At 46.8% G+C, this 12,514-nt stretch carries 11 protein-coding genes and 2 pseudogenes; 3 read left to right on the forward strand and 10 right to left on the reverse strand.

From position 1 onward, the window contains the following. Window positions 1-193: 193 nt before the first annotated feature. From ACXX53_RS00700 to ACXX53_RS00715, 4 genes are all read right to left on the reverse strand, one after another. Window positions 194-667 carry an SRPBCC family protein gene (locus tag ACXX53_RS00700; RefSeq protein WP_458566686.1) on the reverse strand — a complete coding sequence of 158 codons (474 nt, stop codon included), beginning with the start codon at window positions 665-667 and terminating at the stop codon, window positions 194-196. A gap of 149 nt (window positions 668-816) precedes the next feature. Then, window positions 817-1,824, reverse strand: coding sequence for a phosphotransferase (locus tag ACXX53_RS00705; protein ID WP_458566687.1), 1,008 nt, complete (start codon window positions 1,822-1,824; stop codon window positions 817-819). A gap of 196 nt (window positions 1,825-2,020) precedes the next feature. Next, window positions 2,021-2,425, reverse strand: a complete 405-nt coding sequence (locus ACXX53_RS00710) for a VOC family protein (protein WP_458566688.1) — start codon at window positions 2,423-2,425, stop codon at window positions 2,021-2,023. Window positions 2,426-2,477: 52 nt separating this feature from the next. Continuing rightward, window positions 2,478-3,167, reverse strand: coding sequence for an HAD family hydrolase (locus ACXX53_RS00715; RefSeq protein WP_458566689.1), 690 nt, complete (start codon window positions 3,165-3,167; stop codon window positions 2,478-2,480). 236 nt (window positions 3,168-3,403) lie between these two features. Here ACXX53_RS00715 and ACXX53_RS00720 point away from each other — a divergent pair, with 236 nt between their 5' ends. Continuing rightward, a complete protein-coding gene (locus ACXX53_RS00720) occupies window positions 3,404-3,817 on the forward strand; it encodes a GNAT family N-acetyltransferase (RefSeq protein WP_458566690.1) in 414 nt (137 codons plus the stop codon). 155 nt (window positions 3,818-3,972) lie between these two features. On the opposite strand, the gene ACXX53_RS00725 is transcribed toward ACXX53_RS00720, so the two are convergent. The 3 genes and pseudogenes from ACXX53_RS00725 to ACXX53_RS00735 form a co-directional block, all read right to left on the reverse strand. Continuing rightward, on the reverse strand, window positions 3,973-4,632 hold the full coding sequence (locus ACXX53_RS00725) for a DUF4386 domain-containing protein (RefSeq protein WP_458566691.1): 660 nt from the start codon (window positions 4,630-4,632) through the stop codon (window positions 3,973-3,975). Window positions 4,633-4,697: 65 nt separating this feature from the next. After that, a complete protein-coding gene (locus ACXX53_RS00730) occupies window positions 4,698-6,824 on the reverse strand; it encodes a LuxR C-terminal-related transcriptional regulator (protein WP_458566692.1) in 2,127 nt (708 codons plus the stop codon). Window positions 6,825-7,283: 459 nt separating this feature from the next. Then, a pseudogene (locus ACXX53_RS00735) lies at window positions 7,284-7,499 on the reverse strand (transposase domain-containing protein); the annotation flags it as partial. A gap of 24 nt (window positions 7,500-7,523) precedes the next feature. Between ACXX53_RS00735 and ACXX53_RS00740 the strand changes: the two are divergent. Then, window positions 7,524-7,748 (forward strand): annotated as a pseudogene (locus ACXX53_RS00740) (IS66 family transposase); the annotation flags it as partial. Window positions 7,749-8,017: 269 nt separating this feature from the next. Here the strand turns inward: ACXX53_RS00740 and ACXX53_RS00745 are convergent. Beyond that, complete coding sequence (locus ACXX53_RS00745) at window positions 8,018-8,992, reverse strand: helix-turn-helix transcriptional regulator (RefSeq protein WP_458567641.1); 975 nt, start codon at window positions 8,990-8,992, stop codon at window positions 8,018-8,020. 366 nt (window positions 8,993-9,358) lie between these two features. Between ACXX53_RS00745 and ACXX53_RS00750 the strand changes: the two genes are divergently transcribed. After that, the gene (locus ACXX53_RS00750; RefSeq protein ID WP_458566693.1) at window positions 9,359-9,568 is read left to right on the forward strand and encodes an ACT domain-containing protein; all 210 of its coding nucleotides are present in this window, start codon (window positions 9,359-9,361) and stop codon (window positions 9,566-9,568) included. 73 nt (window positions 9,569-9,641) lie between these two features. On the opposite strand, the gene ACXX53_RS00755 is transcribed toward ACXX53_RS00750, so the two are convergent. Beyond that, the gene (locus tag ACXX53_RS00755; RefSeq protein WP_458566694.1) at window positions 9,642-11,903 is read right to left on the reverse strand and encodes an ATP-binding cassette domain-containing protein; all 2,262 of its coding nucleotides are present in this window, start codon (window positions 11,901-11,903) and stop codon (window positions 9,642-9,644) included. Further along, complete coding sequence (locus ACXX53_RS00760; protein WP_458566695.1) at window positions 11,890-12,459, reverse strand: dihydrofolate reductase family protein; 570 nt, start codon at window positions 12,457-12,459, stop codon at window positions 11,890-11,892. Before ACXX53_RS00760 ends, ACXX53_RS00755 begins: the two co-directional genes overlap by 14 nt. Window positions 12,460-12,514: the final 55 nt, after the last annotated feature.

The following is a 12,514-nucleotide window of genomic DNA, read 5'->3' on the forward strand; positions in this document are numbered from 1 at the left end:
TAAAGCACAGCTTTCATTATATATATATTACTAGTGATAGAAAAGTTTGCATACCTTGCGAGCTATTCAATACATAAAAAACTTATTTACTTATGATGCGGTTCTCCGCGCTGTTTGTAACGGCAAGTTTTAAGGCCATCCACGACGGATGGCCTTCTCATTGAAAGATTTGAACAGATGGTTACCGTTAGCGTCAGGACATGCTTGCTAAAAGCTCTGCAAGACGCTCCATGCTCTGTTCGGCACCTCGGACGGCATATGTTCTCACCTCGCCGAATACATCGGCACTTTCATCAAAAATAGTGCTATACGTGAGTTTGGTCTTCCCATCCAGGTCGTCAAAGGTTGCTGTCGCCAAATAATGGGGGAATACATCATGTTTGAAGACGATTCGCTCAGGTTTAACGACCTCGACAATGACGTTGGTATTGGGAAAATCAACGCCATCAGGACCATGCATAATAAACTCCCATATACCGCCCGGTTTCATATCAAACTTCTTAAAAGTCGACATAAAATCTTGAGGTCCCCACCATTTAGACAGGTGCTCCTCTTTCGTCCAAGCATCGAACACAAGATCGCGAGGAGCATCAAATACGCGGATGACCTCAATCTCGCGTTCACCTACCCGTGTTGCGCTTTTATTTGTTTCGTTGTTTTGATTCATGTCCATCCCCCCAAAAATAATCATCTACTTACGCTTTTGCTTACTTTAATATTGTCCTTTTAGACACATTTTTAAAATCAACGATATACGATATTCCCTTCTTTTTCCCATTATTCATACAAGAGTTAATTGCCCACATAGACTGGTAGCTAGATGTCCCCAAGTAGAGCGTCGAGCTGCTCCCAACACTCCGCAGTGCGAATCATTTCTTCGGCAAAGCGGGCAGGGGCTACGCTGAATGATTCGAACGATGGTCGGATCCACCAGAACGATTCGACACACCATACGTACTTGATTGCCCTCAATAGCGAGCCCGGCGGCAGCGGCCGCATACAACGGTAGCCTTCAGTGAAAGCGACCACCGCATCCTTGCGGAACCCGTGCTCGTTGAGTACACCAGAAAGGACAGCCCGCCCGAGATCCAGCGCTGGAAACGAGTAACGTACTCGGTCAAAATCAACGATGGCTGTTAGAACGTCCCCTTCGAAAAGCAAGTTGTCTGCCCATAGATCGAGGTGAGTCCAACCCGCAGCCAGAGGCGTAAAATCATTATCTCCAAGTGAATCGATGATCGCTTTCTGTAATTGCAACGAGTTCCGGACACGATCGGACGAGTCACTGGCTGCATCCCAACTGGCCTCCCAGTTGCGTTCCATCTCCTCGCGAGACAACCGCCATAGCGGCTCCTCCGGCGGCACTGCTGCTCCGATCCCTGATACCGTCGCGGAATCCCAGGCGGCATGCATGTCCGCGGTAGCTCGTCCGAGTGAGTACATCCTATGCTCATCGATCAAGCCAGCAGGCGCCATGGCGCCTGGGCAGCACTCCATAATGGTCATGTACCTTCCGCATGGCAGGATGTGCATGCAGCGTCCTTCCAACGTCAGCGGCTTAGGACACGGTCCTCCCGATTGATAAAAAAGAAGTTGCAGCTGCAGCGCATTTTCGATCTTGCCTCGAAACTCCGGATTATGCATCTTATATCGCCCAGGGTGATAGCTTTTGACGAACAGCTTCCCCTTGTTCGTCTCGACAATCCACTTCTCATTCATTAGCCCACGCCTTACACGCTCGGCGGACAACATCTCAGCTGAAAAATGTTTTTTCAGCCAGCCCGCGATTTCCCCGACTAATTGGTCCTCAGTCGTCAACTGCATTTAGAGCCAACCTTCCTAATCGACATTTGAGAATAACTAACCAAAGGAAACATTCTACAGTCGATACTAAAATCCTTCCATTGCTCGGTGTGATCACTGAATTCCAGCCTGACACCATTAACGGCAAGTTTAAAAGCCATCCTTTGCGGATGGCCCTTCTTAGATACCGTGTTTATGCAACTCTGGATCTGTGGATCTATTCTTCAAAAGTAGATTTGGCATGCGCCACTAGCATGTTTCCGCTTGGATCATAAAAGTCAAAATCCATTCCAAGGGTCTCTTTGACTTCTTCGTACTCAATTACTCCTCTGTCTTGTCTGATCTCGCCAATCTTTACCCCATTGCTCTTCAGATGGGATAGCAGTTTTATAATGTCCTCTGATTCAAAACCGATAACGACCGATGATGTTCCTTGATGCAACTCCGTTTCACACAGAAAAATTTCCGGGCCCGAAGGAAGTTCAAAAATAGTCATTTTATTGTCCGGTCGTTTCCATTGTATCTTGCATCCTAAATTATTAACGTACCATGCTGTAGATTCTTCAAGACTTTTTACCGGAATTTGCAGAAAGGAAACTCTTTCAACCATCGAGCCTGCCATTTGTTCACCCCTATAGATAAAAGGAAATAATTCCAAAATTAATAGTAATGACTCAACTTATCCTAGTCAATATATCAAGTAATTCGGATGGTTTTGTTAGTTTGGGATAATCGGTAATTCTTTCACTAATAAATGGCGGGATAAACCATGTGGCTTGATAAGAAGTCATTCCAACTTTGGCAGCACCATCTAACTCATTAGACCCACCATCCCCAACAAATATGGATTCGATTGGGGAAACCCCCATTCTTTCGCAAGCCAAATGATAAATCTTTGGATTTGGTTTTGCTAATTTAACCTGATAAGAAAATAAAGAATCATCAAAGTATATTGGAAAATCGGAAGAATACCATGCCGTTACTTCCTCATGAGTACAATTACTAATTAGACAAATCTTTATGCCTAGTTCCTTAATTTGTTCAAGCATATGTATGATTTCCTTATCAATGTTCTTGAAAGGTATTGATTTGGCAGCAATACGCTCTCTGTGTAAGGTTTCTATGATTCCATCATCAACAACATGACCAAGAACATTTAATATTTCTTTTACAACGGAGGGAAAATCTGAATATGTGCCGTCCATTCTTTTCTCTTGTCTAGAACTCCACTCCTTCTTAAACAATTTAGAATCAGCACTTAGTTTCTCTTCCAAAAGAGTTGAACTAGGTGCTTTCTTGCTACCATTCTCATATTCGGAAATAAGAGTTTCGAACAAATCGAAAAAAACTGCCTTTATTTTCATAGAATCCCTCCTATATATTTGATATCTCATTATTTGCTATCACATCATAACATATGTTGGAATCTACATGTTGTCGTATCGCTTGATAGAGTAAACTCGAAGTCATCTATGCAATAATGAGATTGATCAGGCAGATACGTTTGCAATCAAGTTCGGAGCATTTTATCACTTGCTGCAAAATATTCCAATGGTAGACTTGATAATAGGAGATTATTTATATTCTATGAGGTGAAATTTTGAATATTAGCTATGATGATATAAAAAAAGATCTACCATGTGAGCAGTTGTGCCGTTTATTTATGTCAGTAGGTTGGTGTAATGGAGTGTTAACACCAGAGCAAAAAGAAAATTTTAATATTGGATTTATTAATTCAACTCTTGTTGTTTCCGCATGGGAAGATGATCATTTAGTAGGAGCTGTAAGAGTGCTAAGTGATAAAGCATTCAGGTCTATAATATATGATTTGCTTGTTGATCCGGAATATCATAACCAGGGAATTGGTAAGGAATTGGTTAGACGGTGCATAGAGCACTTCCCAAATTCAGAGTGGTTAGTACAAACAACAGAACAAATTTATAATTATTATGAGAAAATGGGTTTTAGGGTTAATAAAGATGTTTTTTTAACCATACCATCAAAGTATTTTTAAGAGTGTTATTATATTTATGATACGGTTCACCGCGTTGGATTCAACGGCAAGTTTTAAGGCCATCCTCTACGGGATGGCCCTTTCTTTGAAAGAGTATACTAACGTATCCGATAACCTAACATAGAGCAGGTTTGTAATATGTTGATTTTGAATAATCAGATTTCCCCCTTACGAAGATTGAATCCCTTAACAATTATCCATACTGGAAACACGATTTCGAATACTGCTCCCGGAGCATATAGAATTGGTCCGATTTCTCGCCCGAGAAGCACCAGGCAGCCACTCGCCAACAATGCCGCATACCCGATGAAACCGATGACCGCCAAAAATCGAGGAACCAAACTCGTTCGATAGAGTATATGACAAAGCAACAAGCTGCCCAAGCTCAGCACGATCATGGCCATCTGAAAGAGTACAAAATGCGCTTCTAACAATAAATTCCCTATCACTTCAAAGTATGAACCCTTGGCAGTACCTGCGGAGATGTAATTTTTGCTCAGCGTGATAAGTACAAGCGGACCGATTACGCTTATGATAAGTAGTACTGACTCCATGACCCGGGATCCAAAGTACCCCAGTGCAAACGCTTCGTTATGCTTCTTTAAGATAGGGTACAGAAGTATGGCAATCCCCACTACCGCCATGGCGTTTATCAACTCCAAAAACAATCCCCAAACCACGTTTGTTCGATCCAGATACAGATTAGAGAGAAAATCCGGACGATTTAGAACCGGATCTAAAAGTCCATTTCCGATCAAGTAAGCACCCGTCGACACTAGAAACAATACCCCTGCCACTCTTGCAATCTTATTCATGTTTATCTCCTCTCGACTAATTTATAACCAGTATAGCTAGAGGAGAATTGAGGTCTGTAGACACTTTAGTGTGATTTACGAGTGTTCGGTAACAAATTCAACTCACCGGCACGGGCGATCGCTTCAGTACGTCTTTGCACCTGAAGTTTTTCGAAAATCCTTCGATTGTACCCTTTGACCGTGTCCAAGGCCAAAAAGAGCTTCTCACCGATTTCCCTGTTCGAAAGCCCCTTAGCGATGAGCTCGAGTACTTCAATTTCCCGCTGGCTGAGCGGCTCGATCAGGCTGCTCTTCATCTGCACACGCTTCAGACCTAGTTGCGCCTCACTGAGAGCTGGATGAGGCAGATCGCCACCCAAACGCAATGCCTCTTCGTAATATTCCGTCGCCGAGCGGTTCTGATTTTTAGCTTCCTCGATTTGACCAAGTCCAATCATGGCCATTACAGCCATCAGTTGATGACCCATCATTAGGCTGTTGGATATGACCACGCTGTAGGCCTCAAGAGCGGCGGAATGATCTCCGCACCGCTGGCAAGCGACACCCAGCATCCAAGCGGCTGCTGTCCGAACGGGGATATTATCCGGACGCAGATACGATAGCGCACGGCGCGATTGGACGATAACATCCTCGAATCCATGATTTCCGTTTATCCATACATCTCTTGCAGGTGCAATTCGCCCTACTAGTTCATCGGTCTTATCGTCCTGCCCTGTATTTTGCATGGCCGCTTCGGTTGCCTGTAATTTTCGTTCAACACCGTCAGGATTGCCGGTCAACGCCAATGATGCCAATGTAGCTCGCGTCGCGGCAATCAGTCCGATCAGGTCCCTGACCCTAACGTCCTGCTCCGCACCTGCCAGGACTGCCTCTGCCGCCCGTAGCTTGTGTTCGACGCCTGTCAGCTTGCCCGTAATCAGCATGGCTGAACCATACATTACCCACAACGCGGGTCTGGCATCCAATTCCTCGGCTGGCAATGACTCCAGCCAGTCTAGCGTAATGCTTGCAGCACCGCGGAGATGCAGAGGCATTCCATTGCCTTCGAGCAGACGCGCGGCTCGCTCGATGTCATGGGATTCCACGGCATGGCGAAGCGCTTCGATTTCGAAGCCATTGTTCTCATACCATTCACTTGCTCGTATATGCAATTCTACGATATCGCCTTCGTCGAGACTTTCTTGCAGCCTTTTGCGGAGTAGATCGGCAAACAAATGGTGATAGCGATACCACCGTCGTTCATTGTCCAGTGGCACGACGAATAAGTTCTTACGTTCAAGATCTATTAAAGTTGTCTTGCTGGAAACCGTGGGATCGAGCACGACGTCATCGCAAAGAGTCCCACATAGACGGTCGAGGATCGATGTCCGCAGCAAGAAGGTTTGAACGGCCTCGGATTGCCGCTGCAGAACTTCTTCTACCAGATAATCCAACACGAAATAATGGCTGCCGGTGAAAGACTGAATGAGCCGACCGGCGTCATGATCTCCCTGGATGGCGAGCGCAGCCAAATGCAGGCCCACAACCCAGCCTTCCGTGCGTGATTCCAACGAGATTATTTTATCCATAGACAAGTTAAGGCCCATGATACGGTTCAAAAAATCTTCGGATTCGGAGAGCGTAAATCTCATATCGGCTGCTCTTAACTCGGTCAATTGGTCTCGAGCTCGCAATCGAGCCAGCGGAATACTCGGGTCCTGGCGGGTTGTTATAACAACGTGCATCTGAGTAGGGAGATGGTCAAGCAGGAAGTACACGGCATCGTCGACTGGTTTCGAATTTACCGCGTGATAATCGTCAAGAACAAGTATGAAAGGATTCGGAATGGCCGTAATCTCATTAAGAAGAGCGGTCAGGATCGACTCGGTCGGCGGCAGTTGGGGAGTTTGAAACACAGCAAGTATGCCTTGTCCTATATTCGTCTCAAGTGTCTGTATAGAGGAGATCATACAGGTTAAAAAACGTATAAGTTCGTTGTCCCCTTCTTCGAGCGACAGCCATGCGGCCGGCCGCCCGCAGTCCGCGAGCCATTCACAAACTAATGTAGTTTTGCCATAGCCCGCGGGTGCGGAGATAAGGGTAAGCTTGCGGTATAAACCCATGCTGAGCCTTTCGGTCAATCGCGGGCGACAAACCGCTTTCGGCCGAGGCGTGGGGAAAAAAAGTTTGGTGGCCATGATAGGGGTAGACATCCATTCAACCTCCTTGCCCGTTTAGCTTAAGGCCGCATCAAGCATACTTTTTATCATATTCGTGATCTTACTTCAAGACCCCTTTTCGAGGGGCATATTCTTTTTCAGGATGGATTCAAGAACGAGAATCATCAAGACTCAACAGGACCTTGACGTACTGCGCTGCGCCGAAGCACTTCCGGTGGTGCCTGCAAGGAATTCCACAAAAAACTTGCCCTTATTTATGGTACGGTTCACCGCAATGTCTATAACGGCAAGTTTAAAAGGGCACCTGGGAGGGTGCCCTTTCTGTATATCTATGCGCTTCTATTAATTTAAGTCAATGCAAAGGAAGCATTTTCCCAGATACAATTATGGTGTTCGAACCAGTTAAGATCTTACTGAATTCTGTAAGCGTCAAATAACCAGGTGTATTGAAAAAGAAAAGCCCATGGTTCATGAAGATCCACAGGCTCTGCGTTATGTACAATGTTGTTGAACTGCCGGACTCCATGGAAGGTGCGCATCAAGTAGCTCCGGCTGCTGACGAAATGCAACCGCTGGTAACTGTTGCGACAGATAGACTAAATATTTGTATGGGCTCAATCCATTTTGCCTTTGCTGTCTCTACGATGCTGTAGATCGCTGCACTTGCGGTTGCCCCCATGGGCTGCCGCTGAATAACCAGTTTTTTCTCTTATGATCTCAAGAACATAAGAGGAGAATTGGTTGTTTGCTAACACGCCACGCGGTGCAAAAGCTAGCTCGATCATCTAAAGCATCTTGAAGACCGCAAAGGAAATCCAACTGCAGCCCGCAAATTACCTGATCTATCAGCTGCCGAATCATACGGATTCCACAGATTCAGAAGCGTTGGACAAGCTGTTGCCATGGTCGCAAACCCCTCCGCTGACTTGCTGTGTGTTTAACAAGAAATCTACTTAAAGATTTATCTAGCCCTCATCTTGTACCAAAATGAGGGCTATTTGACGCTTACCTGAATAGAACATGCTTCATGTATATTCTTCTCTCAAGAGAATGGATAGAAGCAAGAAGGTCAATAAAGACCCTCTACTATCCGTTTCATTTTGGAGGTCAAATCGGGCACTGTACGTTATATCATAAAAATGCGAATGTGGTGCACCCTGCTTCTCTACCCTGTTTATGGCATTCATTAGACAAAAATCCTGGATGATATACGTGGGGGTGTCTTTTCAACTGGATGATATTCTATTCGTCGCATAGATCGACGCAGTTGCTGTCAGTTCGGACACAACTTTTGCCCGTAATTCCTCCGGTGCCATCACTTCAACAAGAGAGCCGTAGCTGAGAATGATTTCGCAAGCCGAATCGAGTGTCTCGAATTCAACGTCCATCTCCGACCACTCACAGCATTCGTCTGCTTCCTCGCTTCGAATAATTTTGGCATACCGCTCATGTCCGATGCGAGAGTGCAGCTTCAGATGGACCCTCAGACGCGCAGGATATCGGGGCAGACTCTTTTTGAATTGTTGTGTTGATTGTTCCCAATACAGTTCTAGTTCGAAGTCGTCGGGCCGCTTGAAGGTTTCTTCCAACATGCGGGCATCAACAAGACGAGAGATTCGATATGTTCGCATGTCACCGCTTGATTCTGCGATCAAATACCAGACGTTTCGCTTAGCGACGATACCGAGCGGATAGACGATCCGTTCCATGGTCTCTCCGTCCCTGCGGTACTTTATGTTCAGCTGCCGCTCTTCCCAGACCGCTTCCTGGACAGTCGACAAATGCTCAAACGATTCCTTCGACTGATGCCATCCAGCCCCGTCAACAAGCATTCGCTGACGCACCATTTCGGCATTCTTTTTTATTGACTTGGGAGAGGTGGCCAACAATTTTTGAAAGGCAGCTTCAAAATGATCTTTAATGCCAAGGTCATCCAGCAAATTGGACGGATTGATGAGCAGCAGCGATAATATCTCCTCTGTTTTCATCCCTGTCAAATTGGTCCGATAGCCTTCCGATAACAACCATCCTCCTCCGGAACCGCGCTCGGCGTAGACGGGTATGCCCGCCGCGCTTAACGCCTCCATATCGCGAAAGACGGTGCGCTCCGACACCTCCAGCTTGTCCGCTAACTCCCGCGACGTCATTCTTCCCTGGTTCTGCAGCAACAACAGAATGGTAAGCAGCCGATCTGCTCTCAGAATGTTCCCTCCTTACTGAATCGATAACGTAGATGGTTCTCATTATACCACGGTAATATGTCAGTAGTTTTCATAATGCATTTGAAGTGCCTCAGCTGCATTTGCAATGAAGCTTCCAAGATGAGATGCTTAGCAAAAGAAAGAAATTCACTGTAAGGAGTAATGGTTTTAGATAAAACTACACATTCTTTCCCTTGACCTCTCCGTTGTTAAATTAAGCTGCATCAACCCATACTCGAAGCATTCAGTTCGCAAGAGTGATTTTCTGTGACACGCACCTGGGACGAACTATCCACCGTGTGTCCGACATCAGCAGCCCATAACTTGGATAGGATCGAATCCGAACATGACTGGCGATGCATCTAGGTGGCAGGTGTGTTGGAATTCGGACTAACGTGGATTCTATATGCCCTGACTAAGCCGTTGGCGGAGCATGAGATCCCTGTTTTTGCAGTCTCTCCTATATATAACACAGACTATCTGCTGGTTAAATACGATCAGCTTGAGAAAGCCCGTGAGGCATTAACGTTGGCTGGTTATACGTTCTATGCGTTCTATGTTATCCCTAACGAATAAAAAATGTCCGGCATTCGACCGGTCATTTACGCAGAAACACGAACCATTCGTTGTAACCTCAGGAAAACGCTCCCTAGCTAGTTTCTGCCTTACGCAGATACGTCCCCGTTATAGAATGCTCAGCAGCAGCAAGTTGGACAGGTGTGCCCTCGAATACAATTCGGCCACCTCTATGCCCCCCCTCGGGACCCACGTCAATGATCCAGTCTGCGCTCTTAATCACATCCAGGTTGTGTTCAATGACCACCACCGTGTTGCCACCGTCGACCAAGCGGTTCATAATGTCCATCAGACGAGAAATATCGGACATATGCAGTCCAGTTGTCGGCTCATCCATGACATACAGACTGCCTTCCTTGTGAAGTTCTTCAGCCAGTTTGATGCGTTGGCATTCCCCGCCCGACAAGGTGCTCAGAGGCTGGCCCAGCGTTATGTATCCGAGTCCCACATCCTCCAGCGTCTGCAACTGACAGAGCAGTTCCTTCTTGCTGAAGAACGCCGAAGCTTCCCGTACCGTCATGGCGAGGAGGTCACTGATGGATTTTCCGTACAGTTTGTATTCAAGTACTTCATCGCTGAAACGCCTGCCCGCGCATATTTCACATGTCGTCCTTATGGGCTCGAGAAAAGCCAAATCCGTGTAGATCATGCCGAGACCCTGACAGTTGGAACAGGCTCCCTTGGAGTTGAAGCTGAACAGGGATGCGCTCACCTTGTTGGCGGCTGCGAACAGCCGGCGTATCTCGTCCATCATCCCCGTATAGGTAGCCGGATTGGAGCGGATGGATGTGCCCACGGCCGACTGATCAATGATAATAGCTTCCGGATGCGAGGGTAGGAAGGCTCCGTTGATCAGTGTACTTTTGCCTGATCCGGCAACCCCTGTTACCACAGTCAGCACACCGACGGGGATATCAACGGTCACATCCTTCAGATTGTTCAGGTTGGTCTCGGTTACGGCCATCCAACCCTTCGGCACTCGGGTTGAAGTTTTCAAGGGAAGCCTTTGTTTTAAGTACCGACCTGTTAACGTATCCGCGCGGAGCAAGCCTGCAAAGTCGCCTTCGTAGACGATTTCTCCGCCACGGGTTCCCGCATGAGGTCCGACATCAATGATGTAATCGGCGATCTCCATCACCTCGCGGTCATGTTCGACTACAAGAACGGTGTTCCCTTTGTCCCGTAGCTGGCACAGCATGCTGTTCAGACGATGGACATCCCGTGGATGCAGCCCGACACTCGGCTCGTCGAAAATGTAGATCATGTCGGTAAGACTGCTGCTCAGATGACGGACCATCTTGATGCGCTGCGACTCCCCGCCCGACAATGTCCCGGTCTGGCGGTCCAGACTCAGATACTCCAGCCCGATAGAGACTAGATGACCCAGCCGGGTCAAAATCCCGTCAATCATGGGTCCGGCAACGGGATCCTGAATGGCTTCGATCATACGAATAAGCTCTCTAATCTCCATAGCCGCGCATTGGGCGATGTTGTAACCGTTAATCCGGCAGCCAAGGACTTCTTGATTGAGTCGGCTTCCCCCGCAAAGGTCACAATCGCTGTAGGACAAGAACCGGTCAATCGATTCGCGTTTGGCTTCGGACATCTCGCTGCTATCTCGCTTCAAATACAGGCGGGTGAGTTTGGGCAGCAGACCTTCGTAATCCGATTCGATGGCGCCGCCTTTGGTGTTGTATACGATCTTGCTTTCTTTTCCGTGAAGGAGGACATCCCACTCTTCTGGCGTGTAGTCAGCGAGCCATTTGTCATTGTCGAACAGTCCGGAATGGGCATACGTATTCCATAACCAGCCGCCAACTTTAAATGCGGGGAACAGGATCGCGCCTTCATTCAGCGACTTGGATCTATCGAGCAGCTTCTCCACATCGATCTGTACCACCTGTCCCACTCCAGAGCAATCCGGGCACATACCGGCTGGGTCGTTAAATGAGAAAACATGCGAATTGCCAACAGACGGTTTGCCGATTCTGGAGAACAGCAGCCGGAGCATCGCATAAATATCCGTGATCGTGCCGACCGTCGAACGTGAGTTGCCGCCGAGCCTTTTCTGATCGATGACAACTGCCGTAGACAAGTTCTCGATGAGATCGGCATCTGGCTGACTAAACCGGGGCAGCCGATTGCGGATGAATGCGGAGAACGTCTCGTTCAGCTGCCGCTGGGCTTCGACACTGATGGTGTCGAAGACCAGGGAAGACTTGCCCGAACCGGAAACGCCGGTGAAGATCGTGATTTTCCGCTTCGGGATGCGGACATTCACGTTTTTCAGGTTATTCTCGCGTGCGCCTTTAATGACGATATCATTGACGTTCATGGCCCCCACCGTCCCAATGATAAATGAGCTGTACAAGGCCCGAAGAGAACGTTCTTGTATGAGCCAACTTTAAATTCAACCGTTGTTTGATATCTGCAAACAGCGGTTTTCCTTCTCCCAAAATAACAGGGTGAACTGATAATCTAAATTCATCCACAAGTCCTAATTGGATAAACGTTGTCATTAGACTTGCTCCACCATATAGCCAGATGTCTTTGCCAGGCTTTTGCTTTATTTTATTTACTTCTTCAAAAATATTATCGGTTATGAATACGGCTTCATGGTCCGTCCCTTGCTGTGACCTGGAAAACACATATTTCTCTTTACTATGAACCAATTCCCAAAATACTTTGTCAGCATCCGAATCTTCATTATTAGGAGTGTATTTTCCCCATTGGTCATAGCTTTTTCTTCCATATAATATGGTGTCAATTTGATCTAAAAATTGATTAAACTCGAGCTCAGGATCCATAATACACCAATCCACTTCACCATTTTCCCCTTCAATGAAACCATCCAAAGTAACTGCCAAGTCTAAAATGATTCGTCGGTTCATAATTTGTTACTCCTCTCGTTGATCTATTACTCATTATAGAACTTCATTATGTCAC

It is taken from the genome of Paenibacillus marinisediminis, from assembly GCF_054343325.1.